Annotated in this window: 32 protein-coding genes; 8 read left to right on the top strand and 24 right to left on the bottom strand. The window is 69.7% G+C overall.

Annotated elements, in window-relative coordinates; all coding sequences use genetic code 11:
• Nucleotides 1-138: 138 nt before the first annotated feature.
• On the bottom strand, nucleotides 139-561 hold the full coding sequence (locus I7X12_RS18755) for a helix-turn-helix domain-containing protein (protein ID WP_198061539.1): 423 nt from the start codon (nucleotides 559-561) through the stop codon (nucleotides 139-141).
• Nucleotides 562-698: 137 nt separating this feature from the next.
• On the opposite strand from I7X12_RS18755, the gene I7X12_RS18750 reads away from it, so the two are divergent.
• Both I7X12_RS18750 and I7X12_RS18745 read left to right on the top strand, forming a co-directional pair.
• Nucleotides 699-1,400: an aminopeptidase gene (locus I7X12_RS18750; protein WP_198061538.1), complete on the top strand. Its 702-nt coding sequence runs from the start codon at nucleotides 699-701 to the stop codon at nucleotides 1,398-1,400.
• A gap of 77 nt (nucleotides 1,401-1,477) precedes the next feature.
• Nucleotides 1,478-1,906: an SRPBCC family protein gene (locus I7X12_RS18745; RefSeq protein WP_198061537.1), complete on the top strand. Its 429-nt coding sequence runs from the start codon at nucleotides 1,478-1,480 to the stop codon at nucleotides 1,904-1,906.
• Nucleotides 1,907-1,937: 31 nt separating this feature from the next.
• On the opposite strand, the gene I7X12_RS18740 is transcribed toward I7X12_RS18745, so the two are convergent.
• The 9 genes from I7X12_RS18740 to I7X12_RS18700 form a co-directional block, all read right to left on the bottom strand.
• On the bottom strand, nucleotides 1,938-2,177 hold the full coding sequence (locus I7X12_RS18740; protein ID WP_198061536.1) for an HVO_2901 family zinc finger protein: 240 nt from the start codon (nucleotides 2,175-2,177) through the stop codon (nucleotides 1,938-1,940).
• Between the two features lie 184 nt (nucleotides 2,178-2,361).
• A complete protein-coding gene (locus I7X12_RS18735; protein ID WP_198061535.1) occupies nucleotides 2,362-3,087 on the bottom strand; it encodes a ribosome assembly factor SBDS in 726 nt (241 codons plus the stop codon).
• 124 nt (nucleotides 3,088-3,211) lie between these two features.
• Nucleotides 3,212-3,976, bottom strand: coding sequence for an archaeal proteasome endopeptidase complex subunit alpha (gene psmA / locus I7X12_RS18730; RefSeq protein ID WP_198061534.1), 765 nt, complete (start codon nucleotides 3,974-3,976; stop codon nucleotides 3,212-3,214).
• Between the two features lie 2 nt (nucleotides 3,977-3,978).
• Nucleotides 3,979-4,455 carry an Rpp14/Pop5 family protein gene (locus I7X12_RS18725; RefSeq protein ID WP_198061533.1) on the bottom strand — a complete coding sequence of 159 codons (477 nt, stop codon included), beginning with the start codon at nucleotides 4,453-4,455 and terminating at the stop codon, nucleotides 3,979-3,981.
• Nucleotides 4,452-5,126 (bottom strand): class I SAM-dependent methyltransferase, encoded by a 675-nt coding sequence (locus tag I7X12_RS18720; protein ID WP_198061532.1) that lies wholly within the window; start codon nucleotides 5,124-5,126, stop codon nucleotides 4,452-4,454. The genes I7X12_RS18725 and I7X12_RS18720 overlap by 4 nt, the downstream gene beginning before the upstream one ends.
• Before the next feature lie 54 nt (nucleotides 5,127-5,180).
• Entirely contained in the window at nucleotides 5,181-5,942 is a 762-nt protein-coding gene (locus I7X12_RS18715; RefSeq protein ID WP_198061531.1) for an RNase P subunit p30 family protein, read from the bottom strand.
• 7 nt (nucleotides 5,943-5,949) lie between these two features.
• Nucleotides 5,950-6,375 (bottom strand): RNA-binding protein, encoded by a 426-nt coding sequence (locus tag I7X12_RS18710; protein WP_198061530.1) that lies wholly within the window; start codon nucleotides 6,373-6,375, stop codon nucleotides 5,950-5,952.
• Between the two features lie 9 nt (nucleotides 6,376-6,384).
• Entirely contained in the window at nucleotides 6,385-6,567 is a 183-nt protein-coding gene (locus I7X12_RS18705) for a DUF1918 domain-containing protein (RefSeq protein ID WP_198061529.1), read from the bottom strand.
• A gap of 44 nt (nucleotides 6,568-6,611) precedes the next feature.
• On the bottom strand, nucleotides 6,612-7,316 hold the full coding sequence (locus I7X12_RS18700; RefSeq protein WP_198061528.1) for a DUF7504 family protein: 705 nt from the start codon (nucleotides 7,314-7,316) through the stop codon (nucleotides 6,612-6,614).
• Between the two features lie 224 nt (nucleotides 7,317-7,540).
• Here I7X12_RS18700 and I7X12_RS18695 point away from each other — a divergent pair, with 224 nt between their 5' ends.
• Complete coding sequence (locus tag I7X12_RS18695) at nucleotides 7,541-8,104, top strand: NUDIX hydrolase (protein WP_198061527.1); 564 nt, start codon at nucleotides 7,541-7,543, stop codon at nucleotides 8,102-8,104.
• Between the two features lie 51 nt (nucleotides 8,105-8,155).
• Here the strand turns inward: I7X12_RS18695 and I7X12_RS18690 are convergent, their stop codons facing one another.
• The 3 genes from I7X12_RS18690 to pyrB form a co-directional block, all read right to left on the bottom strand.
• Nucleotides 8,156-8,983 (bottom strand): hypothetical protein, encoded by an 828-nt coding sequence (locus tag I7X12_RS18690; protein WP_198061526.1) that lies wholly within the window; start codon nucleotides 8,981-8,983, stop codon nucleotides 8,156-8,158.
• Between the two features lie 306 nt (nucleotides 8,984-9,289).
• Complete coding sequence (gene pyrI, locus I7X12_RS18685) at nucleotides 9,290-9,751, bottom strand: aspartate carbamoyltransferase regulatory subunit (RefSeq protein ID WP_198061525.1); 462 nt, start codon at nucleotides 9,749-9,751, stop codon at nucleotides 9,290-9,292.
• Entirely contained in the window at nucleotides 9,748-10,662 is a 915-nt protein-coding gene (gene pyrB, locus I7X12_RS18680) for an aspartate carbamoyltransferase (protein WP_198061524.1), read from the bottom strand. Before pyrB ends, pyrI begins: the two co-directional genes overlap by 4 nt.
• 685 nt (nucleotides 10,663-11,347) lie before the next feature.
• Between pyrB and I7X12_RS18675 the strand changes: the two genes are divergently transcribed.
• Both I7X12_RS18675 and I7X12_RS18670 read left to right on the top strand, forming a co-directional pair.
• On the top strand, nucleotides 11,348-11,998 hold the full coding sequence (locus I7X12_RS18675; RefSeq protein ID WP_198061523.1) for a MinD/ParA family ATP-binding protein: 651 nt from the start codon (nucleotides 11,348-11,350) through the stop codon (nucleotides 11,996-11,998).
• 28 nt (nucleotides 11,999-12,026) lie between these two features.
• Nucleotides 12,027-12,656: an RAD55 family ATPase gene (locus I7X12_RS18670; protein ID WP_198063913.1), complete on the top strand. Its 630-nt coding sequence runs from the start codon at nucleotides 12,027-12,029 to the stop codon at nucleotides 12,654-12,656.
• Nucleotides 12,657-12,704: 48 nt separating this feature from the next.
• Here I7X12_RS18670 and I7X12_RS18665 read toward each other — a convergent pair whose 3' ends face one another.
• The 4 genes from I7X12_RS18665 to I7X12_RS18650 are packed head-to-tail and all read right to left on the bottom strand — an operon-like array spanning nucleotide 12,705 to nucleotide 16,135.
• Nucleotides 12,705-13,382, bottom strand: coding sequence for a DUF7519 family protein (locus tag I7X12_RS18665; RefSeq protein WP_198061522.1), 678 nt, complete (start codon nucleotides 13,380-13,382; stop codon nucleotides 12,705-12,707).
• Nucleotides 13,383-13,440: 58 nt separating this feature from the next.
• The gene (locus tag I7X12_RS18660; RefSeq protein WP_198061521.1) at nucleotides 13,441-14,826 is read right to left on the bottom strand and encodes a DUF58 domain-containing protein; all 1,386 of its coding nucleotides are present in this window, start codon (nucleotides 14,824-14,826) and stop codon (nucleotides 13,441-13,443) included.
• Complete coding sequence (locus I7X12_RS18655) at nucleotides 14,823-15,422, bottom strand: DUF7269 family protein (protein ID WP_198061520.1); 600 nt, start codon at nucleotides 15,420-15,422, stop codon at nucleotides 14,823-14,825. Before I7X12_RS18655 ends, I7X12_RS18660 begins: the two co-directional genes overlap by 4 nt.
• Complete coding sequence (locus I7X12_RS18650) at nucleotides 15,419-16,135, bottom strand: DUF4129 domain-containing protein (RefSeq protein WP_198061519.1); 717 nt, start codon at nucleotides 16,133-16,135, stop codon at nucleotides 15,419-15,421. Before I7X12_RS18650 ends, I7X12_RS18655 begins: the two co-directional genes overlap by 4 nt.
• A 154-nt stretch (nucleotides 16,136-16,289) precedes the next feature.
• Here I7X12_RS18650 and I7X12_RS18645 point away from each other — a divergent pair, with 154 nt between their 5' ends.
• Nucleotides 16,290-16,694 carry a hypothetical protein gene (locus I7X12_RS18645; RefSeq protein ID WP_198061518.1) on the top strand — a complete coding sequence of 135 codons (405 nt, stop codon included), beginning with the start codon at nucleotides 16,290-16,292 and terminating at the stop codon, nucleotides 16,692-16,694.
• An 18-nt stretch (nucleotides 16,695-16,712) separates the two neighbouring features.
• On the opposite strand, the gene I7X12_RS18640 is transcribed toward I7X12_RS18645, so the two are convergent.
• Nucleotides 16,713-17,717: an FKBP-type peptidyl-prolyl cis-trans isomerase gene (locus tag I7X12_RS18640; RefSeq protein WP_198061517.1), complete on the bottom strand. Its 1,005-nt coding sequence runs from the start codon at nucleotides 17,715-17,717 to the stop codon at nucleotides 16,713-16,715.
• 96 nt (nucleotides 17,718-17,813) lie between these two features.
• A complete protein-coding gene (locus I7X12_RS18635; RefSeq protein ID WP_198061516.1) occupies nucleotides 17,814-18,386 on the bottom strand; it encodes a flavodoxin domain-containing protein in 573 nt (190 codons plus the stop codon).
• A 155-nt stretch (nucleotides 18,387-18,541) separates the two neighbouring features.
• Between I7X12_RS18635 and I7X12_RS18630 the strand changes: the two genes are divergently transcribed.
• Nucleotides 18,542-19,066 carry a hypothetical protein gene (locus tag I7X12_RS18630; RefSeq protein WP_198061515.1) on the top strand — a complete coding sequence of 175 codons (525 nt, stop codon included), beginning with the start codon at nucleotides 18,542-18,544 and terminating at the stop codon, nucleotides 19,064-19,066.
• Nucleotides 19,067-19,108: 42 nt separating this feature from the next.
• Here I7X12_RS18630 and I7X12_RS18625 read toward each other — a convergent pair whose 3' ends face one another.
• The 5 genes from I7X12_RS18625 to I7X12_RS18605 form a co-directional block, all read right to left on the bottom strand.
• Entirely contained in the window at nucleotides 19,109-20,011 is a 903-nt protein-coding gene (locus tag I7X12_RS18625; protein ID WP_198061514.1) for an SMP-30/gluconolactonase/LRE family protein, read from the bottom strand.
• A 1-nt stretch (nucleotide 20,012) separates the two neighbouring features.
• A complete protein-coding gene (locus I7X12_RS18620; RefSeq protein ID WP_198061513.1) occupies nucleotides 20,013-21,020 on the bottom strand; it encodes a mannonate dehydratase in 1,008 nt (335 codons plus the stop codon).
• Between the two features lie 78 nt (nucleotides 21,021-21,098).
• Nucleotides 21,099-21,983 (bottom strand): CAP domain-containing protein, encoded by an 885-nt coding sequence (locus I7X12_RS20750; RefSeq protein WP_198061512.1) that lies wholly within the window; start codon nucleotides 21,981-21,983, stop codon nucleotides 21,099-21,101.
• A gap of 67 nt (nucleotides 21,984-22,050) precedes the next feature.
• Nucleotides 22,051-23,193: an aminotransferase class I/II-fold pyridoxal phosphate-dependent enzyme gene (locus tag I7X12_RS18610; RefSeq protein ID WP_198061511.1), complete on the bottom strand. Its 1,143-nt coding sequence runs from the start codon at nucleotides 23,191-23,193 to the stop codon at nucleotides 22,051-22,053.
• A gap of 93 nt (nucleotides 23,194-23,286) precedes the next feature.
• Complete coding sequence (locus I7X12_RS18605) at nucleotides 23,287-23,949, bottom strand: helix-turn-helix domain-containing protein (protein WP_198061510.1); 663 nt, start codon at nucleotides 23,947-23,949, stop codon at nucleotides 23,287-23,289.
• Nucleotides 23,950-24,117: 168 nt separating this feature from the next.
• Here I7X12_RS18605 and I7X12_RS18600 point away from each other — a divergent pair, with 168 nt between their 5' ends.
• A complete protein-coding gene (locus tag I7X12_RS18600) occupies nucleotides 24,118-24,954 on the top strand; it encodes a sugar phosphate isomerase/epimerase family protein (protein ID WP_198061509.1) in 837 nt (278 codons plus the stop codon).
• Nucleotide 24,955: the final 1 nt, after the last annotated feature.

Below are 24,955 nucleotides of genomic sequence, written 5' to 3'. Positions count from 1 at the left end.
GCCCCTATCCGAGCGAGCCTGCGAGCGAGGATACGTCGCTCAGCGACCGCGAGCGGGCCGAGGGCTTTCAGCGCGTACTGTCGAGTTCAGCCGATCTGGTTCAGAGCGAGCGGACCGAATCACCGACGCAACTCCCTCTCACGCCTCGGGTCGGGGCATCGCTTCGAGTTCTCTGATCTCGGTGGTCTTCTCGACGCGCTCGTACTGTCGTCGCCAGGCGTCGGCGGGGAACAGGCCGTTGCGGTCGAACAACTCCTGGGCCGCCTCGGTCACCCGGTAGAACTTGTAGGGGTAGCCCCGCGTCCGCTGGCCAGCCGGCACGGTCAGCTCTTCGACGACCCCCGCCTCGGCGAGGACCTTCAGGTGATTCCTGATCGTGTCGGCTTCGAGGCTCGGATTGGTGTAGTCGAGTTCGTCGACGCTGGGCGCGCCCTTCGGGTGACCCACGAGGTCAGCGACGATGTTCGCCCGGGTCCCGTCGGTGACGCGCTGGAGCGCGAGCCAGGCGTCGAACCCGTCTCCCGCCTCGTCCCCGCTCGGTTCGGCCGTATCGGGTCGCATACGTCGCCGTACGCCGTCCGGCACAATAAACACTTGGACGCTGAGTTCTACCGGTCTTCGACTGTTCGTCGAACGATCGTCTAACCGGTTCTCCGACAGTCGGAAGACACTTGTCACACCCGGGCATCGGGGCCGGCATGGTCGATAGCGACGAAGGGGCGTCGGGGGACGACGGCGAGCGACCGGGGGACGACGGCGAACGAGCGGGGGACGATGGCGAACGAGCGGGAGACAACCGGGCCGCGGAAACGGGCGGCGGCCCCGACTACGTCGACGGCGTCGAGGGCGCGGAACTCGTCGACGCGAGTCCGGACTCGCTGACGCTGACGCCCGAGCAGCACGAACGGCTGAAGACGCACGTCCACGGCGACCGGTTGAGCGACATCCAGTACAGCGACCGCCGATATCTGGTCGTCGGTCGCGGCGGCGACGACGGCCCCGGTCGGCGCCGCAGACGGGTCCGCGACCAGTTGGACGACCGCCGCGAGGCCACGGCGTTCATGCTGGAGGATTTCGGCCTCTCGGGCGAGGAGATAGACCTGTGGGCGCCCGGCTTCGAGATACTCTGCGAGCAGGCGAGCCACGTCGTCGGCGTCCTCGAAGACTACGACGGCGGCCACGTCTGGGAACTCGGCTATCTCTATCACGAACAGAGTCGCGTCCGGGACGCGCTCTGGCTGCTGAAACGGACCTACGAGAGCGACGAGCGGCGACGCGAGCGCTACGACAACGGGATGGCCGCCTCTCACCTGGCCGCGCTCGAACGCGTCGCGGACGACCGCGTCGTCCGCTGGGATGGCGAGGGAGACCTCCGGCGGGCGGTCGAGGAGATCCCCTGACGGCCGGGTCGAGCCCCGGGACGACCCCGGCCGACCTCGCCCGGACATCCAAGACCGGGCAGCCCCAACTGGCGCACATGGCTTCGCTGCCGCAGATCGAGCGGACGCCCGACGGTCGTCGCCTCGTGGTCGACCGCGTCGTCGCCGCCGATGCCGACGCCGTCTGGACGGTTCTGACCGACACCGAGCAGTGGCCCGAGTGGGGCCCGAGCGTCAGCGCGGTCCGCTCGCGCGACCGATACATCGAGCCCGGGTCGCGGGGCGAGGTGCAGGTCGCCGGCGGCCCGTGGATCCCCTTCGAGGTCGAGACCTGCGGGGACTACCGCTGGACGTGGCGCGTCGCGGAGATCCCGGCGACCGGCCACGCGGTCACGCCACTGGGCGACGACCGCTCGCGGGCCGCGTTCGAGATCCCGCTACTCGCGGGCGGGTACGCTATCGTCTGCCACCGCGCGCTCGACCGGATCGCGACCATCGCGGAGAGCGACGAGCTATCGACCGGGTAACCGCTCGTGGGAAAATGGGTGGTCGTGGTCGTCAGACCGATTTCTCGATGCGTACGTCGCTGACGTTGTGGATGTCCTCGCCCATCCCCTCGCCGTCGCAGTCCTCGTTGGGGCATCGATAGTGCCAGCCGTCCTCCGTGGCCGTTCGCTCCGCGAACCGCTCGCCGCACTCGTCGCAGAACAGATCGCCCTGCGAGCACGTGTCACGGTGGAGTTCGAGTTCGAGTTCCGTACTGAACGTGCGTTTGCAGTTGCGGCAGACGTTAGTCATATTCGGAAGTTCGACAGCACCCCATATATCAACACCGGAACGTTCACGTCCCCGGGAACCGCTCGCACGGCCGCCGAGACCGCACGACTGCGGCCGGTAATCTCCCACAACCGAACTGATCAACTCCACAGAACGGTCGCCGTCCGGCGATCGCACGCCTCGGCCGGAGACGGCGGTCGCCGGGCTACCGCGTGTCGAGATCGTCCTCGTCTTTGAGGATTCGGGTCTCGGCCTCGCCGCTGGAGACCTCGTTGACCAGATCGTAGAACTCGTTTTGCATGCCGGCGGGGAACTCGACGACGCCGACCCAGGAGCCGTCGGGCTGCCACTCCTCGCGTTCGAGGTCGCCGAACTCCCGGACCTGCGCCTGGCCGCTGCCGGCGTAGTCGGCTGGCAACTGGGCGGCGACTTTCACCGTGTCGAAGCGGATGGGGATCACGGGTCGCAGCGCGTCGAGGGCGTCGTCGACCTGATTCTCGACGGGTTCCATCGGGTCGACTTTGAAGTCGGCCTGCTCCAGGGCGCTCTCGATGCGGTCGGGCGGGTGAGGCGCGTCGTCCATCTGCGGGTTGACCGCGTTGCGCGTGATGCGGTTGACCAGGTCCCGGTACTTGCGCTCTTGCATCTCCTTGCGCTGCTCGGCGGTGATCTGGATCTCCCCGCGGTCGACGACTTCGGGGATGATCTCCAGCGGGTCGGTCGTCCCGAACACCTCTTCGAGCGCGTTCTCCGGCGGGCGATCCCCGCGAGAGGCGTTCTCGAAGACGTCCTCGGCGGCGATCACGTCCTCCAGTTCCCCGTCGAACTCGCCGCGCTTCATCGCGAGGGCGGCGTCGGGTTCGACGAGCACTTCGAAGCGCTCGCCGTGGGACTCCAGACGCGCCGTCACGGCCTCGTCGAGTGATATCATACCCGGAGGTAACACCGTGTGGGTAAAAAGGTGTGTGGGCGCCGACCGCACACCGGCGACCCCGCGGCGGCCGACCCACCGGTCGTCTCACGACGGGAGACCGATCGGGGTCGATCGGGCGACGTTACTCCTCGTCGCTCTCGTCGTCGTCTTCCTCGACGGCGAGCAGGTCGAGCTCGTCGAGGTGCGACTCCTTCTCGGCGTCGCTCATCTCGGTGAACTGCTCGTCGTCGACGCTGATGGTGGCGATACCGATGCCCTCGGGGGCGAGCTCGCCGTCGTTGACCGACGCGAGCGCCTCCAGCGCGAGGCCGACACCGCCGTCCAGATCCATCTCCTCGTCGTAGTTGTCCTCGAGGTACTCGCGGATGTCGCCCCGGTCGGCACCGACGGCCAGCGCCTTCCACTCGTAGGGCGTCCCGGAGGGGTCGGTCTCGTAGAGGCGGGGCTCGCCGTTGGCGATGCCCCCGATGATGAGGGCGACGCCGAACGGGCGCGCGCCGCCGACCTGGGTGTACTGCTGGATGTGGTCGGTGACGGCCTTGGTGAGCGTCTCGACGCCGATGGGCTCGCCGTAGCGCAGCTGGTTGACCTGGGCCTGGCGGCGGGCGAAGTCGATGAGCTGGCGTGCGTCGGCGACGTGGCCGGCGCTAGCGATGCCGATGTGGTCGTCGGCCTTGTGGATCTTCTCGACGGACGAGCGCTCCATCAGCGGCGAGCGGATGCGCTTGTCCACCGCCAGCACGACTCCGTCAGCTGTTCGTACGCCGATACTCGCCGTGCCGCGCTTGACGGCTTCGCGGGCGTACTCGACCTGGTAGAGCCGACCGTCCGGCGAGAAGATCGTGATCCCACGGTCGTACGCCTGCTGTTGCGATTGTCCCTGCATATTTATAGATCGAGTTCGGTCGCCCCGACGAACGCGTCGTCGGCCCGCACGTCGATTCGGCCGTCGCGACCGACGGCACGCCGCTCGGCGTTCTCGAAGACGACGTTTCTCTGGTCAAAAGGTTCCGGTCGGCGTCGTATATACTTTTCTTCACAGGCCTGCACCGTGCCGCTAACCCCCCGCACGCGGACGCCCAGCTCCGCGCCGTCGACCGCGTCCAGACACGCCAGCACCGCCCGCGCGCGGTCGACCTCCCCCCTGCGCGCACGCACGACGACGTGACCGGCCCCTTCATCGAAGTCGAACCGGACCACCGACAGGTCCACGTCCGCGCTCCCGGCGTCGCCCACGAGGTTCTGCGCCGCGAACCACACCGCCCGCTGGAACGCTCGACGACCGATCTCGGCGTCGGGCCACGACTCCAGTTCGACCGCGAGGTATCGCCACCGCGGCTGGAGGTGTTTCGGGAGGTGTTTCACGACTCGCCCTCCGCCGCGGCGTCGTCGGAATCGCCGACTGGCCCGACTGACTCCCCGACGGGCTCCACGCGTTCGGCGACGAGGACGCCCACCTGGTCGTGGACCCGTTCGACCGCCGTCAGCGCGTAGCCGGCGTCGGTGATCGCGTCGGCCAGCACTCCGACAGTCGCCGGGTCGTCGACCTCGGGGCTGTAGAACGGTTCGCTGGGGTCGGCTTCGCCGAACAGCATCACGTCGCCGAGGACGATCCGCCGCGGTTCCAGCTCGGCGATCACCTCGATGGCCTCGCGCTTCTCGGCGTCCCCGAGGTGGTGCATCGCGAAGTTCGTCGTCGCCACGTCCACGTCGGCGTCGTCGGGAACCGCCGGATCGCGGAACCGCCCCTCGCCGAACTCGGCGGTCGAGAGCCCGCGGTCGGCGGCCTTCGCGCGGGCCTCCTCGAGCATCCCTTCACTGATGTCGCGGCCGACCACTCGTTCGGCCGTTTCGGCCAGCGGCAGGGCGATAGCGCCGGTCCCGGTTCCCAGGTCGAGGACGGTGTCACCCGGTCGGGCGCTGGCGTGTTCGACGACCAGCGACGCGCAGGCGCGGTACTCGTCGCTCTCCTCGTCGTCGTACTCGGCCGCCATCTCGTCGAACCGGGCGGCGTGCTCGTCGAGTGAGTGTTTCATGCGACCGGGTTCGACCCGGGAGACAAAGAACGCCTCGCTCCCCGACCTGCGGGACTACCGATCGTTCTCTTCGTCCTCGGCGACGGACTCGCGGAAGACGCCCGGTTCGACGAACGCGTCGCTCGCCAGCCGACGGTTGCGGTCGACGATCCGGCCCCACTCTGAGAGGCCCGCGCGGATCTGTTCGGCCGAGAATCCCAGCACCTCGCCGACGGCGACGAGTTCGCGCGGGGCCCGGAGCTGGAGGTGATTCTCCGGGTCGGCGCTGACGACGTACGGCGCGTCGGCGTCCTCGACGATCTCGCGGAGCTTCCGGAGCCCGCGGATGGCCTGAACGCGCCGTCCGCCGTCGGTCCGCAACACGCGCCCGAGCGAGAACTCGAAGCGCACGCCGTTGTCGGCGGCCGCGTTCGCGAGGACGTGGTTCACGTCCCCGTCGCCCGCCATCGGGTGAGCGAGCACGTCGACGGCCGGCTGCTCGACGGCGAAGCGGTTGATCGCCGCCGACCCGCCGTGGACCGCCACGACCGTCTTCGACCGACGGTGGTTGCCGACGAACCCGCTCGCCCGCGAAGGGTCCGTCGCCCGGATCTCGACGCCCTCGACGACGTCGACGTCGTACGTCTCGGCTATCTCCGCGGCGCCGAACTCGGTGTGGGCGCCACCGTGGTTGCGGACCACGATCCCGTCGAAGCCGTACTCCGCCGCGGTCGACGCGTGGCGGGCGACCGTCGCCTCACCGTCGGGGTGGGCGTGGACGGCCTCGAAGCGCCGGTCCCGGTCGTCGCGCCTCCGGTTCGGGTCCGTCTCGGTCATGGCGCGCTCAGAGCGCCTCGAAGACCTCGCGGGCGTTCTCGACGGCCGCGGGCTTGTTGGCCGGGTAAGCCTCGACCTTCGAGCGGAAGGTGATGCCGTCGCCGCGCTCGATCTCGTCGGAAAAGGCCGCCTGCTTGTCCAGCGTCAGGTAGAAGGCGCAGTTGTCGTCGACCCGCTCGTCGAGTTCGGAGACCACTGCGTCGATATCGTCGAGTTCGCCCAGCCTGTCGAGGACGTGGCGGATCTCGTCGGCGCGTTCGACCCGCGCCGAGAGGACGACGATCCGGTCGCCGTGGTGGCCCTCCGAGGTCGCGCGTTCGATCTCGAACTCCTCGGGGAGCAAGGCGCGTAGCGCAGACTCGACGCGCTCCTCGTCCTCGGTGACGTAACAGAACGCTCGCAGGTCGACGTAGTGCAGCGGGACGGAGGCCATCGCGTGCGGTTACTCCTCGGCGGCTTCGAGCTGGTCCTCGGAGACGCCGGCTTCCTGCCCGTCCTCGAAGGAGACGGTGTAGTTCTCGTCGCCGAACATCGTCTCGACGACCTGCGTGATCTCGCCTTCTTCGCCGTCGTACTCGCTGTGCTCGTCGCGGAGGATGACGTGGTCGTCCTCTTCGAATGCCATGGACGGCGGTACTCGACGGCCCGTCAAAAAGGGATTGATCCGTCTCACTCGGAGCCGCTCACCGGCCCGTCCGGAGCCTCCGAGGCGCCGCCGTCCGTCGCCACCGGCCGACCGTCCGCGGTCGCCGACTCGCCGTCGTCCGTCTCCGCGGTCGCCGACTCGCCCGTGACGACGGCGTCGAACAGCGCCCGGAACGTGCCTAGCGTCGCCTCGTCGTGAGCGCCCGGGTCGACGGAGACGAACGCCGTGGCATCCGCCGAGCGGACTTGCGTCCGCAGACCGTGGAGGAACCGGAAGGCCCGCTCGGGGTCGGCGTACTGCAGCAGCGTCGACAGCGAGTCCAGACAGACGACGGGCTCTTCGTCCGTGTCGCGGGCCCGCAACCACTCGCCGACGGCGATGCCGACACCCGTGAGATCCGTCGGATCGGAGACGGTTCGGACGGCCGCGTCGTCGCGCCCGCAACCGGCCGACGTCGGCCCGACGGCGACCGCCGCGGCCGAGTCGACCCGGTCACAGTGGCTTCGGAGCGCGGTCGTCCACGACCGCACGTCGTGGCGATACAGTATCGCGAGCACGCTCCGCTCGGCACCGACGTCGAGCGCGCGGTCGAGCTGGCTCGCAGCGTTCGCCGTGAACGCCCGCTCGTACACTAACGCGACCGACCCGTCCCGACCCGTCCGCGCATCGCTCGCACCGCCGTCGCTCGCTCGTTCACCCTGGGTCGCCCGCCTGACACCCTCGGTCATCGATACGTGATCTCTCGACACGGCCCATAAGCACCCGTCAGACGCCCGGCAGACGCCGTTAGCTCGGGAACGGACCGAGCGGCGAGCGCCGTCTCGTCGTGGTGCGGGCACAGAGGTCGAACGCTTATGACGGAGACGCTCGAACGAGGGGCCATGATCGAGCGAACGCGCGCTGACCGGCGGTGGCGTTTGCCGAGGCGACTCCGGCCGCCGTCACGAGTGCGATGACCGCCGTCGACAACCTCTGGTTCCTCGCCACCGAGGCCCGCCAGGCGGCCGAACAGGTGTATCACCGCTTGACCGACCGCTACGACGAGTTCGTCGAGTTCCGGACCACCCGAGCCGTCTCCCGCGACCGCTTTCGCACCGTCGCCGAGCGTATCGAAGCGCAGGGACTCCCCTACGGCGCCCACACGCTCGCCTACCGCCCCTCCGGCGAGCTCTTGCTCGTCGAGCAGGCCGCCATCGACACCTGGGTGCTCCCCGGCGGCGAGGTCGAACCCGACGAGTCCGTCCGCGAGGGCGCCCGACGCGAACTCGGCGAAGAGGCCGGGGTGGACGTGACCTACGACGGCCTGGGGATCCTCGGCGAAGTCCGCTTCCGCAGCGACGGCCACGAGACGTGGGGCGTCCTCCCCATCTTCGAAGGGGAAGCCGACTCGACCGACCCCGAGGTGTGCGACCCCGACGGCGAGATCACCGACGCGCGCTGGTTCGACGAACTGCCCGAGAACACCCGCGACCGGTCGGTCCTGCGGGAGTGGCGCGAGAAGCGGTTCGGCGAGTGAGCGGTCGCGCCGTGCCCGACACGGACCCGCGGACCGGACCCGAAATCGCCGCTACTCGGGCCCGAACTGCTCGCCTTCGCGGGCGTCGGCCTCCAGTCGACGAACCGTCGCTCGGGCGTTGCTGGCGTCGTAGCCGAACAGCACCGACTCGGCGTACTCGTTTGCGACCTCCGTCGCGTGGACCAGATCGTCGATGTCCACGTCGACGGCGTAGAGTTCGATCGAAAAGGGGGAATCGAGTTCGTCGACGAACCCAGTCGCGATGATCTCCAACCAGTAGGTCGTCGAGTAGGCCATGTCGTACAGCGGAACGACGAACTCGTCGACGTGTTCTTCCAGCGCGTCGACGTCCAGGCCCGCTCGGTCGTAGACGTGACCGGGATAGGGGTCGGGATACAGCGTGAGATAGAGGTCACCGGGCACCCGCTCGCGGGCGTCGGCGACGAACTCCGTGATGACGTTCGCGCGCCAGGCGCGCCAGTCGTCGAAGTCGCTTGCCTCGAAGGCGGCCTCGCAGCGGTCGCAGTGGCAGTACTCCTCGCGGGGGAAGCCTACGTCGTCGAGGCGCACGTCGTCGTTCGCGTCGGCGGCGTCCGCGACGATCTCCAGCAGCCCCTCGCGGTAGCGTTCGTGTGTGGGGCAGACGTAGGCCCAGTCGAAGTACGGTCGGTCCCGCGTCGCTGGTTCGCCCTCGTCGCTCTCGGGGACCAGGTCGGGGTTGTCGGCGGCGGCCTTGTTGTCGCCGAAACAGGATATCATGTTGATGCCGTTTTCGACGGGCTCGGCCGCGCGTCCCGTCACGTCTTTGACCTCGTAGAAATCGCGGTCGAACTCCGCCCACTCCAGCTCGGGCTCGTTGCGCGTGACGACACCGTACATACCCGTGGGTACGGGCCGGGCGGTGTAAGTCGTTCGAAAAGGCGGTCGGAGAGCGATGCCTCACCGGCGCTGGTACGCCTGGGATCCCCCCTACTCGCCGAGGGCCGTCTTGTAGACGACGGCGACGGCGACCAGGGCGACCAGCACGAGCAGTGATTTCTTCGACATCGAACGTACGTTCGTGGCAATCGGTTAAAGTGTTTCTGGTGCGAAACGAGTCGTCGACCTCGTCGCGACGTGCGGAACACAACGGCGGTACGGTCGAGGGGCTCGAAGTCCCGAGAATCGAAGTCCGTGGAACCGGGGTCAGGCCACGTCGATCTGCTCGGCGATGGCGTCGCGGACGATGGTGTCGCAGTAGGTGCAGCGGATGCCGTCGTCAAGCACGTCGAAGCGGGATTCGACGGGTTCGTCCTCCGTGGTGATGCAGTGACGGTTGGGACAGGAGAGGACGCCGACGACCTCTTCGGGGCGCTCGACGCGGTGTTTCTTGACCACGTCAAACTCCTGGACGATGTTGATCGTCGCGGCGGGGGCGATGAGCGAGAGCACGTCGACCTCGTCCTGGCTCAGCTCGCGGCCCTCGACCTTGACGATGTCCTTGCTGCCGAGGCGGTCGCTCGGGACGCGCATGCCGACGCTGACGGCGTCGCCGCTGTCGGCGTCGATGCCGAGGATCGCGAGGACGTTCAGCGCCTGCCCGGCGGTGATGTGGTCGATGACGGTCCCGTCGCGGATCTTCGAGACGCGGAGTTCGCGGTCGCTCATCGGTCACCTCCGAGGACCAGATCCAGCAGCGCCATCCTGACGGGGACGCCGTTGTGGGCCTGCTGAAAGTAGTGGGCGTAGTCGGTGTCGTCGATCTCGTGGGCGATCTCGTCGACGCGGGGCAACGGATGCATGACCGTCAGGTCGTCCCGGGCCGCCTCTAGCGTCTCGGTGTCGATCTGGTACTCGCCGGCGATCGCGCGGTACTCGCTCTCGTCGGGGAACCGCTCGGCCTGGATCCGGGTGACGTACAGCACGTCGAGCTCGGAGAGCACCGGGTCCAGTTCCGTGTGCTCGCGGATCGACGCGCCCTCCTCGTGGAGGTCGTAGCGGACGCTCCGGGGGAGCTTGAGGCTCTCCGGGCTGACGAAGTGCTGGTCGGCGTCGAAGTTCGTCAGCGCGTGGGCCAGCGAGTGGACCGTCCGACCGTACTTCAGGTCGCCCATGATCCCGATGGTCAGGTCGTCGAAGCCGGCCGACTCGCGGATCGTGTAGAGGTCGAGCAGGGTCTGAGTGGGGTGCTGGCCGGCGCCGTCGCCGGCGTTGATCAGCGGTACGTCGACGAACTCGCTGGCCATCTGGGCCGACCCCTCGCTGGGGTGGCGAAGGACGAGCGCGTCGGCGTAGCCCTCGACCACCCGGACCGTGTCGGCGAGACTCTCACCCTTCTTGACGCTGGAGGAGCCGACCGGGCCCATGTCCACCACGTCGCCGCCGAGCCGCTTTGCCGCCGCGGTGAAGCTCATCTTCGTCCGCGTGCTCGGCTCGAAGAAACAGAGCCCGAGCAGGGCGTTCTCGTGGCGGTCGGCGAACGCCTCCGGGTCGGCCGCCGCCTCGGCCGCCCGGTCGAGCACCGCCTCGATGTCCGCCCGCGAGAGTTGTTTCGCACTGATAATGTGGTCGTGACGCATCGAATAGAGTCGGGCCCTCGATTGTCTTGAATCTCCCGACACGGGGTCGAACCGGAGCAGTCGGGTGTGGTGTCACGGCACGCGTTCAGCGCCCTCGACACGCTCACTACGGGTTGGAGCGACTGCACACGACAACAAGCGTTGAACGCCCTTGCCGCGCTCGCTCACGGCTCACTTCGGTCGCCGTTCGCGTTGTCGAGGCCTCCCTTCGGTCGGCCTCGCTCTCGCGGTCGCTGTCTCTGAAAATCGGAGATTCTCAGGGTCGGGCGAGAGCGGAGCTCTCTCGAACCAAGCGGGATATCCGCGCTCTCGGCACCGCCCGCTCACGGCGGAGCCGTTCGCTTCGAGGCGCTACGCGCCTCGCACCGCGCGGATAGTGCCCGCTCAGGCGACCGAACGAGCGCGAGCGGGCGGTCGGCTCTGCCGACCGCCACGCGCGTCTCGCCCGTTCAGTCCACCAGGACCGCACAGCGCCGCGACCCCAACGGCTACCGCCCCGCACAGCACCGCAGACGGCCACGAGCCTCCCCAGCCGATTCGCGACACACGAGTCGCGAATCCCTCGCGCGACTGCGTCGCGCCACGGAGCCCGCGACAGCGCGCGCCGACCGCACCGCCACCTATCTTCAAACAGGCCACCCGGACGCACGAAGGTTCAAATACGAGAGCCCAACCACGCCGTCCCATGCTCGCGATCGCAGGGGGGAAGGGTGGCTGCGGCAAGACGACCACGGCGCTGGGACTGGCGGCGGCGCTCGCGCGCGACGGCGGGCGACCGCTGGTCGTCGACGCCGACTGCGACATGCCCAATCTCCACACGATGGCCGATACGGACCGCGCACCCGGTGTCGACGCCGTCGCCGACGGCGATTCGATCGCCGCGGTGACCCACCGGAGCACCGCCGTCCCGGGCGTCGACGTGCTCCCGGCCGGGGGCGCGTCGGGGCCGATCGACCGGACGGCGCTGCGCCGACTCGGACGCGCGCGTCAGCGAGTGATCCTGGACTGTCCCGCGGGCGCGACGGATTCCGCCGCCGCGCCGCTGCGTCACGCCGACGCAGCCCTCGTCGTCTCGACCGACCGCCCGGCGAGCCTCGACGACGCGGCCAAGACCGCACGGATGGCCGAGACGCTGGGCGCCCGAGTCGTCGGGAGCGTCCTGACGCGGACCGACGAGCCGCCGTCGGCGGCCGCCGCTCGCGAGCGTGCCCTCGCTCGCGCGGTCGAACCGGTGGTTGCGACCGTCCCGGAGATCGCGGGTGACGTGCTGAGTGACCGAGTCGGACGCGCGTCGTACGATCGGCTCGCAACGGCGCTCGTGAGGCGGAATATTTAATCTGGTGGGATCAGAACCTTTCAATAGAATGGTCAACCGGCTACACACGGGCATCGATGTCCTCGACCGGAAGCTCGGGGGTGGGATCCCGGAGGGGAGCATCGTCGCTCTCAGCGCCCAGCCGGCCAGCCAGGCGGAGCTGTTCCTCTACGAGTTGACCGCGACCCGCGGCACGCTGTACCTCTCGCTCGACCGCACCGCGCAGTCGGTCACCGCCAGCATCGAGCAGTCACCCGCCAGCACCGGCGACCCCACGGTCCGCCACATCTCGGGCGAGGCGCCGCTGGACAACGCCAGCAAACTCGTCAGTGCGCTCCCCGAGACCTCGAACCTCATCGTCGACCCGCTCGACGTGCTCGAAGCACAGGAACCGCCGTCGCGGTACCGATCGTTTCTCAACGACCTGCAGAACCACATCGTCAACACGGGCAGCCTCGCCATCGTCCACTGCCTCGACGGCCGCAGCGTCCCCCCGCTGCGCGACACCACAGAACACTTCGCCGACGTGATCTTCCAGCTGGAGACGACCACGACCTCCGACGAGGTGGAGAACCGTCTCGCGATCCCCAAATTCCGCGGCGGCCGCGCCCCGACCGACATCATCAAGCTCGACCTGGTCGAACAGGTGTCGATCGACACGAGCCGCGACATCGCGTAGCCGCCCCGGTCCCGCCACTGTCCGTCGGCGTCCGTCACTAGAGCGGTATCACTGCCTCGAGTTCACGCCGTCTCCGGTGGGGAGGAGATCCGCCGTCAGGGCCGCGAGCAGGACGACGACCGCGGTGAACAGGGCGACGACGGAGAGGAGCGGTACAGACGAGGGGCCGACCCCGTACAGACCGGTGGCGACGGCGACGGCGGCCAGTCCGACCGCGAGCGAACCGACGAGATGCGTCGCAGACACCCCCACGGTTGCCGCGCCGCGGCCCACGTCGGCGCCGAGTCCGACCGCGTGGTCGGCGGCGTCCCAGGCGACGAACGCACCGACGAGAGCGACGAGGAGCGAGATCCGATCGGTCGCGGCCAGGACTCCTCGCACGGTGACGGCACCGACGAGCAGCGCGGTGGCGAGGGAGACCAGTCCGCCGGTCCACGAGCGACGCAACGGGACGAGGCCGAGGGCGAGTGTGGCTGGTCCGCCCGTCGCGAGGACGAGCGCCGTCCGCGTGACCCACCCGGCGGGGTAGACGGCCGCCAGTCCGACCGCGACGAGGACGATCCCGAGGCCGACGACCAACGCGATCGAACCGGCCAGGCGGCGGCCGCGGAATCGCAGATACGCACCGAACAGGAGCGCGGCGCTCCCGACCCCGACGACGGCCACGAGGGCGAACTGCAGCGGGTCTGCCGCGAGCAGCGCCACCGCGCTCAGCGCTGTGACCACCGCGACCGCGCTCCCGGGGAAGGGTGGACTCCTGTCGGGCCTCCCAGCGGCGGCCATCTCACTGGACACCTCCGTCGCCCCGAGGCCACCACACGGGGTCGCCGGGTCGCCAGTCGCCGACCGGAACGCCCGTCGCCCGCAACGCCTCGATGCGGTTGCGACGCTCGACGGCGACGAGTTCGCCCCCAAGCGATCCGTCGTTCGTCACGTCCGGACTGAGCGTCGCGACGCCCCGTCCCCGTCCGGCGGCGCGCCGCACCGCGTCGACACCCAGCTCGTCGAGCAGCGGCGTCACAACCACGATCTCGGCGTCCTCACCCGTCCGCTCCAGCAATTCGTCGACCTGCCTCGCGAACCCGTCCGCCGAACTCGACGGGTCCGCCGGTCCGTCGACGGTGTCGGTCGCGTCGGTCAGCAGCGCGGTGACGCGCTCGCGATGGTGACGGCCACTGCCGGGAGCGATCAGTTCGAACCGAGAGCCGAGGCGGGCGGCGCCCACTCGGGCTCCGCGGTTGAGCAGCGTCGTCGCCAGGGCGGCCGCCGCGGCACCGCCGGCGGTCACGGCGTCGACGTCGTCGTCACCGGCCCGGCGGACCGACCGCGGTCGCGCGTCGAGACAGACGACGACCGACCGCCGACGGTCCGGGCGGAACTCGACGGTGGTCAGCGCGCCGGTTCGAGCGTACCGCCGCCAGTCGATCCGGTCGGCTGGGTCGCCCGGTCGATACTCCCGGGTGCGGTCGAACTCGACGCCGGACCCGCTCGCGTCGACGACCGTCCGTCCCGTCGCCCGCGCGGTCCGTCGGAGCGGCGGCACCCCCTCGACCGGGACCGAACACGCCAGCGCCGCCACGGCTTCGACGTCGCCCGACTCGTCGTCCCCGTCCGCCCCGTCGGCTCCGTTCGTCTCGGTGCCGCGGCCGGGACCGGCATCGACCGCGAGTTCGGCCTCGACGCGAACGCCGCCGCTACGGTCGTAGCAGGTCGCCGTCGCCGGTTCGAACCGGTGGGTTCCGGGCCGAGCCTCGACCGCGTAGCGAACCGTCGCGGACTCGCCGGGTCGGAGCGCGGCGGCGCGCCGCGGGGTCCCGCCCGTGACGGCCAGCTTCGGCGGCACGCCGTCGACGAACCGAACGTCCGGCAGCGTCCGTGACCCCGTGTTCGTCAGGGTGGCCGTGACGGTCACCGCGTCACCCTGTTGGGGTGCAGGGTCGTCCACCGTCCGCGTGAGCGCGAGGGTGGCCGCCGGGTCGGCCGTCACGAGCGGATACGCGGTGTAAGCGAGGCCGACGACGGCCGCGAGGAGCAAGGCCGGACGGCCGACGTAGACGCCGACCGACCCGACGGCGAGGGTGATCGCCACGGCCGTCAGCCACTGGCCCGTCCGTTCGGCCCTCGGACCCCCGTTGCCGGTGCCGGGGTGGTCCCCGCCGTCGGCGGTCACGACTCGGCGCTCCCGTCGGCCGCGACGACGGCGCGAGCGGTCCGACGCGCTTGGTACCGGAAGGCGAGTCGGGTCGATATCCACCGCCGCAGACGGACGAGGCGGGGGGCGGACTGGTCGCCGAGGAACGCGGCGGCCGCGTCGTCGTCGGTCCAGTGGCCGCTCGCGACGAGGCGCTCCGCTCGCTCCCGGGGGACCGACTGCCGACGGGCGACCGTCCGAACGGCGGCCTTCCGGAGCCGATCGCGCGCCCGCCGGCGCGCCGCGTCCGTGCGGTAGGTCGACGAGAACACGCCACCGAAGATCTCGTCGGTGTCGGTGCCGGACCGGGGGACGGTCGCCGCCGATTCCGGCGCCTCGGCCGGCGCGGTCGACGACCGACCGAGCAGCCACCGGTGGTTCACGACCAGCGCGACCGCACAGACCGCCACCGTCGCGAACCCGGCGACGACGGCCGAATCTCCCCAGGCGGGGCGAATCGACTCGGGCGGAACGGCCCCCGCGGACACCGCCCAGTCGAGGGCGAGCGCGAACGCGAGCGCGGTGGCACCGACGGCGGTCGCCGCCCGCAGGACCCGGTGCCGCCACCCCGTCATCGGGCTTCGTCCTCCCTCTCTCCGTCGGCGGCGAGTTCGCGACGGGCCCGCCGAACGGCGCTTCGGCGTGACTCGGTGGGCGACCCGCCGCCGTACCTGACCGCGCGGAACGCCTCCGTGAGCGTCTCGACGGCGTCGGGGTTCAATCCCGCGTTCACCGCCGTTCGGCGGACTTCCGCGGGCGTGCGAGCGCTCGGCTCGGCCACGTCCGCCCGCTCGACGAGGTCGACCCAGGCCCGAGCGACGACCTCGTCGGGGTCACCTCGTGGCCACGCCGTTTCCGTTCGGCCACCGTCGTCCCCGCTCGGCGACCCGCTCGCTCGCTGGCGACGGGTCAGCTCACCGAGACCGCCGCCCCGCCGAGCCAGGAGCGCCGCGAGCATCGGGACCACGACAGCAGCGACGAACGCGAGTCGATGTCGGTAGACCGCGGCGACGGCCCCGACCAGCACCGGGAGCACGGATCCACCCCCGAGCCCGCCGCCACCCGCCTCGAGCGAGATCCCGAACGGGGAGAGGATCGCTCGGAGGAGCGCGAACAGAAGCGCCAGCAGCGACGTCCCACCGGCGGTCGAACCGCCCGCCTCGGACGGGACCGCCGTCGAGAGCGATCCGTCGAGCGCCGTCGCCGCGGTCGCGAGCGCGACCGCACAGAGCGCGGCGGCCGCCGCCACGAGCGCGCGCTTCCTGTCGGTGGTCGGTCGGTGTTGCATGTGCTGGTGGGAGGCTGCGGGTCGCACGGTTCTTCGGGACGAGCGGTCGAGCGGCGTCGTCGGGGGTATCGGCGGCCGGTCAGATAAACGTCGGGCACGTCGACCCGAGACACCGTCCCGTAGATTGAAACCGCTCTATCACGTCGAGCCGGCTATGCCCGACGAACGATATCAGCCGCTCGTTCAACTGATCCACAACAGGGCCGGCGACGCGTTTCGGGGCGCGGTTCGGTACGACGCCGACGACTGGGAGCCGCTGTACCTCCGCGACGACGTGGCGACCGAGAACCTGAAAGACGCGCTCCCGACCATCACGGACCGAGCACGCGCCAACGAGTCGATCGTTCCCCCGGAGGAGTACGGCCGGCTGGGGGAACGACAGGCGACCGTCGAACTGCACGACCGCGCCGCAGTCCTCCACTTCAAGGAGTCCGAGCACGGCGGTATCATCGTCTCGCTCGACCGCGACGTGGCCCAGGGACTCGGCCAGTTCGTCAACAGCTGCGACGCGGTGCTAGACGGGCGAGAGCCCGGAGGCAGCGCTAGCGGGCTGCGCTGAACGGAGAGAAAGAGCGGCTTACTCCTCGGCGCCTTCGAGTTCGTCGACGATCTCCTCGGCGTCGATGTCCTCGTCTTCGAGGGCCTCTTCGAGTTCGGCACCGCCGCCGCCCATACCGCCCATCATGCCGCCCATGCCGCCCATCATACCCATGCCGCCGCCCAGCTCCTCCTGGACGATGATTCGGTCGATGTCAAGCAGGTTCGTGAGCTGCTGGGCGATCTGCTGTTTGCCCATCATCCACTGCTGGTTCATCGTCAGCTGGGGCGTCGCCTCGATGTACAGCGTCTCTTTCTCGACCTCGACGGTCTCGTACTCGGGCTCGCTCTCCTCCTCGTCGTCTTCCGAGGCTTCGTCCGAAGCCTCGCCGTCCTCGTCGGACTCGACGAGCTGCTCTTCCTCGACGGTGTCCGTCTCGAACCAGACCTCGAGATCCATGTCGAGGAAGACGTTCAGCAGCGCGCCAGCGCGCTCCTGGCGGTCCTCGACCTCCGAGAGGACCTCCCAGTCGTACTCGACGTCCTCGCCGGCCAGCGGGTGGTTGAAGTCGACGCGGGCGCGGCCGCCGATGATCGTGTTGATGTGACCGTGCTCGCCGTCGATGTCGACGTGCGCGCCGGGGTAGCGGTCGTCCTCGGGGATGCGGTCGGCGCTGATGGTGCGGACCTCCTCGTCGTCGAACTCGCCGAACGCGTCGGCGGCCGGGACGGTCACGGTGCCGCTGTCGCCGACCTCGCTGCCGACGATGTCCGCCTCGACGGCGTCGAAGACGTGGCCCTCACCGAGGACGATCGTTCGCGGTGCGAACTCCTGGTCCTCGCCGACGCCCTCCTCCTCGGCCACGTCGGGGTCGGTCGTGTCGACCAGGTCGCCGCCCTCGACGGTGCGGGCGGTGTAGTCCAGTTCGATGAAGTCGCCGTGCTGGAGCCCCTCGGCTTCGGCCTCGACCTCGGACTCCGTCTCCGCCTCGGTCTCGTCGGCTGCGTCCTGGGCTGTCTCCTCGGACTCGGACTCGTTGCTCATACCGGCACGACTCGCGTTGCACTCTTAAGAACAACGTTTCGGGGCTATCGCACCGGGGTCGACACGTCTCCCTCCGTGCACGGGCGAGTCGAGGCGTCAGGTCGGTTCGTTCGACCCCGTGGCGACCCGTCGCTCGACGAACGCGGCGAAGTCGTCGGTGAATCCTTCGACCTCCGCCCAGTCGGTGTACTCGTAGTCGCGTGACGTGTCGGTGTCGCCCGTCGCCTCGCGCGCGCTCCGCTTCATGACGAGTCGCTTGAGGAAGCCGTACTTCGAGTAGCGGAGCGCGCCGCCGAACCGGGCGATGCGGTCCGGTTGGAAACCGGTGTCCTCGAGGAACTCCTCGACGTAGCGGGCGGCCTCCGCGCGCCACTCCGGGTCGTCCGCGACCGAGGACAGCGAGACCTGAAAGAACGCGGTCGGCAACGCCGCCAGCGCCTCGGCGTTCGCCTCGACGAACGAACGGACCGACGCCTGGTGGCTCCCGACGTGGATCGACGAGCCGACGACGACCGCGTCGAACCCGCCCAGCGGGTAGTCGGTCTCCAGCGCCCCGGCGTCGACGGCCGTCGCCTCGTGGTCGCGGTCGCGCAGGCGCGCGGCGATCCGGTCGGCGATCTTCGCGGTCTGTCCCTCACTCGACCCGTAGCAGACCAGAAACGAGCCCATAGCTTCACCGACTGCCCGTCGGGAGAAAAACACTCCGTCGGTTCGCACGGTAGGGGAGCGTTTGTCCGCGGTAGGCCCTCGGATCGGCGCCGTCGGGTTCGAACGAACACAACCGAACCGGTGTGCTTGAAGTCCGCGTCCGCCCTCCGAACGGTATGGAAGCGTTGCTCGGTGACGCGCTGGCCGCCTACGAGGAGACCCGGGGGCTCGACCCCGCCCGCCTCGACGAGTTTGGCCGAGCGTACCGGACGCAGGGACACTTGACGCGCGACCAGCTCTACGAGATCGCCTACGAGAGCTCCACCCGGAGCGCCTATCACGTCGAAACGAACCCGCCCGAGCGGTGTCGGGAGGTGACCGCGAACGTTCGCGCCGTCGACGGCGACTTCTCGAAGCTACAGCTGTTGACCGGCCTCTCGGGGTTCAAAGCGGCGACGGCCTCCTGCGTCCTGACCGCACTGGACCCCGAGCGCCACGCCGTCGTCGACACCCGCGTGTGGGCGTCGCTCGAGCGCCTGGGCTACCTCGACGGGCGCAAGGAGTCGTTCGACGCGGCCGACTACGTAACGATGATCGAGCCGATACGCGAGATCGCCGCCGAGACCGGCTACTCCGTCGACGACGTGGGCTACGCGCTGTTCGCCTACGACGTCGACGAGCGCGACGGGACACTGCACTGAGCGGAGCCGCGTGGCCGGCTCCGGGCGGCGCGAGCGTCCGGGTCAGCACTCGATTCGCGACCGGAACTCGGGGACGCCGCCGACGCCGAGGTCGACCGCGAACAGGGCGCCCGCCCCGTCGCCCTCCTCCTCTCGGGTGCCCTTCGGCCCCTCACCGGGACCGAGCGCGGTCGTCACGTAGGCGGTGTCGTAGTCGGGGCCGCCGAAGGTGACCGCAGACACCTTCTTCGCCGGGAACTCGACCTGCGCCAGTTCGGTACCGTCGGGGTCGTAGCGGGCGATCCGGCCGCCGTCCCAGAAGGCCGGCCAGACACAGCCCTCCGCGTCGACGGTCATCCCGTCCGGGTGGCCCGCCAGGTCGCTCGCGTCGAGGAACGTCTCCCGGTCGGAGAGGCCGCCGGTCGCCTGATCGTAGCGGTACCGGGATATCCGGTCGGCCTCCGTCTCCGCGAAGTAGAGCGAGCGCCGGTCGGGCGCGAATCCGAGCCCGTTCGAGAGCCGTACGTCCTCGACCGCGACCGACAGCGAGCCGTCCGTCTCCAGTCGGTAGAGAGTGCCGGGCTCGCCCTCGGGTGTCGGCATCGTCCCGCAGAAGACCCGCCCGCGCGGGTCGGCGATCACGTCGTTGAACCGCGACTCCGCCTCGCCGTCGACGGCGTCGACGACTGGCTCGCCGAGTCCCGATTCGGGGCGCCACGGCTGGATCCGTCCTCCGTCACAGAACAGCAGTAGCTCGCCCGAGTCCTGGATCGTGAACCCGCCGATGGCGCCCTCGCTGTCGAGGACGCGCTCGTGGGACCCCTCGGCGGGGTCGTACCGATAGAGGTCGGCTTCGGGGATGTCGAGGAAGTAGACGACCGCCTCGTCGGGGTGGTAGAGCGGCCCCTCGCCGGTGTGACAGCGCGTGTCTGCGACGACGTCGGGCGTCGGCGATTCGCCGGTCATCTCAGGCACCTTCCTCCGTCGCTTCGGTGGTCTCCCCCACCGTTTCGCCCGTCCCCTCCGCGGATTCGAGCAAGCCGCGCATGTACCCGATCGCGAACAGGCGACCCTTGGTGTGATAGCCGGGGTTGGAGTTGTCCTCGCCGGCCATCGTCGGGACGTGGTCGGGGCGCATCGGGCCGTCGAAGCCGGCGTCGACGAAGGCGTCCATCGCCGCCTGCATGTCGGTCGGGCCGTCGTCGTGCCAGGTCTCGACGAAGCGGTCGGCGTCACCCTCGACGTCGCGGAAGTGCGCGAAGTTGATCTTCTCGCCGAAGTGGCGTATCGTCTCGGGGACGTCGACGCCCATCGCGGCGAAGTTACCCTGGCAGAACGTGACGCCGTTGTACTCGCTATCGTAGATGTCGAGCACGCGGTCGTAGTTCTCGACGCTGTTTGCGATCCGCGGGATCTCCCCCACGGATTCGCGCGGCGGGTCGTCGGGGTGGAGGCCGAGCTTGACCCCCGCCTCCTCCGCGACGGGGACGACCTCGTTCAGGAAGTACTCGATGGCCTCCCAGACCTGTTCACGCGTCACGTCGGCGGCCTCGGTGCCGGGGCCAGTGTCCATCTTCGCGTTGTCGTAGCCGGTCGTGTAGGACCCGCCACGGGATTCGAGGTGAGCCTCGGTGCGCGCCCAGCGGACGCCGGCCATCCAGTCGTAGCAGACGACCGGGATCCCCAGATCGCCGCAGTCCCGGACGAACTGCTTGAACTCCGCGATGTCTTCGTCGCGGCCGTCGAGCCCCAGCCGGATGCGGTCGCTGATGGGGACGCTCCCCTCCAGCACGCCGAACTCGAGGCCGGCGTCTTCGAGCCAGTTTTTCGTCCCGAGCAGGTCGTCGTACGACCAACGAGTCTTGTCGTCGCCGACCTCCAGCGGGTGGACGACGGCCTGCTCGACGCCCATCTGCTTCGCGAGCTGCCAGCGTTCGTCGGGCTGGCGGGGTAACACGAGCGATAGCTGAACCATACTCGTCCGTCGAACGTCCACGTAATCGGCGTTCCGGTCGCGGAAGCGAGCAGCCGACGCGGTCGGCCCGCCGGCCGGTCAGTACGAGGTGTCGCCGGAGCCGCAGATGCTGCCGGTCGCCCAGACCTCGTTGTTGTCGGTTATTTCGATACCGACACCGAGACGGTTCGCGTTCGGATACTCGAGCACGTCGGCGTACACGGGGTTCTCCGTCCAGGCCTCGAAGATGTCGCGGGCGACCGCGGTCTCGTTCTCGTGGAAGACCGTCTCGCCGCCGTCCTGGAAGTTGCGCCCGACGTAGCTCTGGGCGATAACCTGGAACTGGTAGTTGTCCGGTGAGACGATGAACTGTTTGCCCTGGCGCTTGAACTGGCAGGTCTCCTTGACCTGAAAGGCCTCGTAGCGCTGGGGGACCGACAGGCCGTACGTCTCGTAGACGAGTTCGCCCCGCTGGGCCATGCCGACGCTGTGGTTCAGCGACATCTCGTTGAGCCGCACGACGAGCGAGCCGTTGTCGTTCGTGTACGGGTCCAGCCCGTTGGCCGTCCGCCAGTCGTTTATCAACCGCCGGAGCTCTAGCTCGACCTCGCGCTCCTCGAAGGTCCGGGGCAGGATCGGCGTCCGCGTCGGGACCGCCGTCGGTGTCGGCGTGACCGTCGGCGTTCCCGTGGCGGTCGGCGTCGCGACCGACGTGGGCGTCACCGTCGGGCCCGCGGTCCCGTTGGCGGTTCCGTTCGTCGCGGTTCCGTTCGTCGCGGTCCCGTTCCCGGCAGTCGTCGCGGCCCGGGTCGGCGTGGCCGCGGATCCGCCGTCACTTCCGTCGTCCGAGTCGTCCGGCTCGTCGGGTGTCGGCGTGTCGCCGCCGCCACCGCCACCGAGGACCATCGCGCCCGCGATCCCCCCGACGACGAGCACGGCGACCACGGCGACGGCGCCCCCGACGACCACCTTCCGATCGACCATACCGTTCGGTGCCCGAGTCGAGACTTAAATCTTCCCAATACACTACTGCCCGTTGATACGTCGTACGTCACCCGAGGCGGTCGAGCAGCCGGTCGACCCGTGTCGCTGCTTCGTCGATGGCCACCACGTCGGTGGCGTACGAGAGCCGGACGTAGTCGCTCGCCCGCTCGCCGAAGTCGGCACCGGGCGTGACGGCGACGCCGGCCTCGTTCAGGAACAGGTCGGCCACTTCGACGCTCGACCCCGGAAGGTCGCTCACGTCCGCGAGGACGTAGTACGCCCCCTCGGGCGTGTATCCGGGGTCCAGTCCCCACGCTTGAACCGCGTCGAGCAACCGGTCGCGGCGGCGCCGATACGTGTCGCGTACCTCGGCCAGCCACGACTCGTCGGTCTCCAGGGCGGCTACGCCCGCGTCCTGCACGAAGTTCGGCGCGGAGATGAGGACGTGCTGGGCGAGTCGGTTGAGGGCCTCGGCGTACCCAGGCGGGGCGACGACCCAGCCGAGCCGCCAGCCCGTCATCCCGTAGCGCTTCGAGAACCCGTCCAGCACGAACGCGTCGTCGGTGAACTCCAGCATCGTGTGCTCGGCCGCCCCGTAGGAGAGGCCGTGGTAGATCTCGTCCGACACCACCGTCGCGTCGGCCGCGTCGGCGACCGCCGCGATTTCCCCGAGCGTCCCGCCGTCGAGGACGGCCCCGGTCGGGTTGGCCGGGGAGTTGACCACGAGCGCGCTCGTTTCGGAGCCGACGGCCCGTTCGTAGTCGCCGGCTCGCGGCCGAAACCCCTCGCTCGCGCGAAGCGGGACCGTGCGGACGACACCGTTCAGGAAACGGACGAACTTCGGGTAGGAAGCGTAGTGAGGGTCGGTGAGGACGACCTCGTCACCGGGGTCGACCAGCGCCGCGAGCGCGAGCAACAGCCCCGGCGAGGAACCGGGGGTGACGACGATCCGGTCGGGGTCGACGGCGACGCCGTAGTCGCGCTCGTAGCGGGCGGCGATCGCTTCGCGGAGTTCGGGCTTGCCGCGGGCGACCGTGTAGCCGGTGTTGCCGCCGCGCAGCGAGTCGACGGCGGCGTCGAACACCGCTTCGGGCGGGTCGAAGTCCGGTTCGCCCACCTCCAGATGGACCACGTCGTCGCGCTCGCCCGCCCGTTCGAGCACGTCCATGGCGAGAAACGAGTCCACCGACCGGGCGCGTTCGGAGACCATACCCGACGGGTACGGCGGACACCGCGTTAAAGCGACCGGCCGCTCGCCCGGTGGCACCCGCCGTCGTCCGGGAACGTCGCGTGCGCGACGGCCTCAGGCCCGCATCGCGGGCGTGCGCTCATCGGCGGGGGCGGTCTCGTCGACGAACTCCTTGACGATCTTCTCCTCGGCGCGGTGGAGCGTCTCGCTGCAGGTCGACTTGGCGATGTCGGACTCGTCGGCCAGCTCGGTGAGCGTACACTCCCGGGGCGTGTCGTAGTACCCCTCCTCCACCGCGGTCCGGACGAGCCGGAGCTGTTTGGGCGTGAGCAGTCGATCGGTCGCCATCTTCTGGCGGACGGCCAACACCTCGAACTCGATCCCGAACTGCCGGAGCTGGTCACCCAGCGAGGACAGGCGGTCCCGAGGCGCGGTGACCTCCCACTCGACCCGCCCGTCGACGACGGTGAAGGGGAGTTCCAGCGGCGTCCCGGCGTTGCGCACCGGCAGCAGGAGGACCGGGTTGGAGGTCTCGAACTGCACCAGCGCCGTCTCCGCCGTCCGCTGGAGGAAGTCCGTGTTCGTCACCGCCTCGTAGTCGTCCATCGCCAGCACGACCTCCTCGACGGCGTCGGCGGCGATCTCCGCCAGGGCGACGCCGCCCTCGGCCTTCGGGAAGACGGTGAGGATCTCGAACTGTGCGTCCGGGTACTCGCGCGACAACTCGCCGATCCACACCGAGTCCGGCACGGTGATCTCAAGGGTGGCCCGCGGCATGTGTCGATCTTACCCGGCACGACGGCTATCAGTGTTTCCGAACATGTTCGGCCAGTTCGACTCGAAGTCGATCCGTGAGTCGAACGCAGTTCGGGAGGGGGACGTGCGAAACCGGTCGGCGCTGCCCGCTCCGGCAGGGGTTTGCGTCTCGTCGCGGTACACGCTCACATGCGACTCGGAGGACCGGTCTTCGCCGACTACGAGACACCGGAGGAGTGGATCGACGCGTTGGACGACCTCGGCTACGGGGCGGCGTATTCTCCCGTCGACCCGGGCGCAGACCCCGAGACCGTCCGCGGCTACCGCGAGGCGGCCGCTGCCGCGGACGTGGTGATCGCCGAGGTCGGCGCCTGGGGCGTGAATCCGGTCGCCCCCGACCCCGACGAGCGCGAGGCGGCGATCGCACACTGTGCTCGCCACCTCGAACTCGCCGACGACGTGGGCGCGAACTGCGCGGTCAACGTCGCCGGCTCCCGCGGCGACTCGTGGGCCGGTCCCCATCCCGAGAACTTCGACGAGCGGACGTTCGAGCTGGTCGTCGAATCGGTACGGGAGATCGTCGACACCGCCGACCCCGACGGCGCCAGCTACGCGCTCGAAGCGATGCCGGCGATGGTGCCCGACTCCGTCGAGAGCTACCGCCGTCTGCTGGACGCGGTCGACCGCGAGGCCTTCGCCGTTCACTTCGACCCGGTGAACCTGGTCGCCTCCCCCCGCAGGTACGCCGATACCGCGGGCCTGATCGAGCGGTTCGTCGATGCGTTCGGTGAGGCGATCCAGTGCGTCCACCTGAAGGACGTGGCGATGGGGAGCGACCCGCTCGTCCACCTCTCGGAGGTTCCCCCCGGCGAGGGGAATCTGGACTACCACGCGCTGCTGCGAACGCTCGACGGCCTCGACGACGACCTGCCGGTGATGCTCGAACACCTCGACGGTCCCGAGGAGTACGAACGGGCGGCCGAGCACGTCCGGCGCGTGGCCGACGAAGTCGGCGTGTCGGTCTGAG

The organism is Halosimplex litoreum (genome assembly GCF_016065055.1).
Taxonomy (GTDB): domain Archaea; phylum Halobacteriota; class Halobacteria; order Halobacteriales; family Haloarculaceae; genus Halosimplex; species Halosimplex litoreum.
The sequence above is the reverse complement of the archived record's forward strand: the minus strand, read 5'-3'. Positions and strand labels throughout refer to the sequence as shown.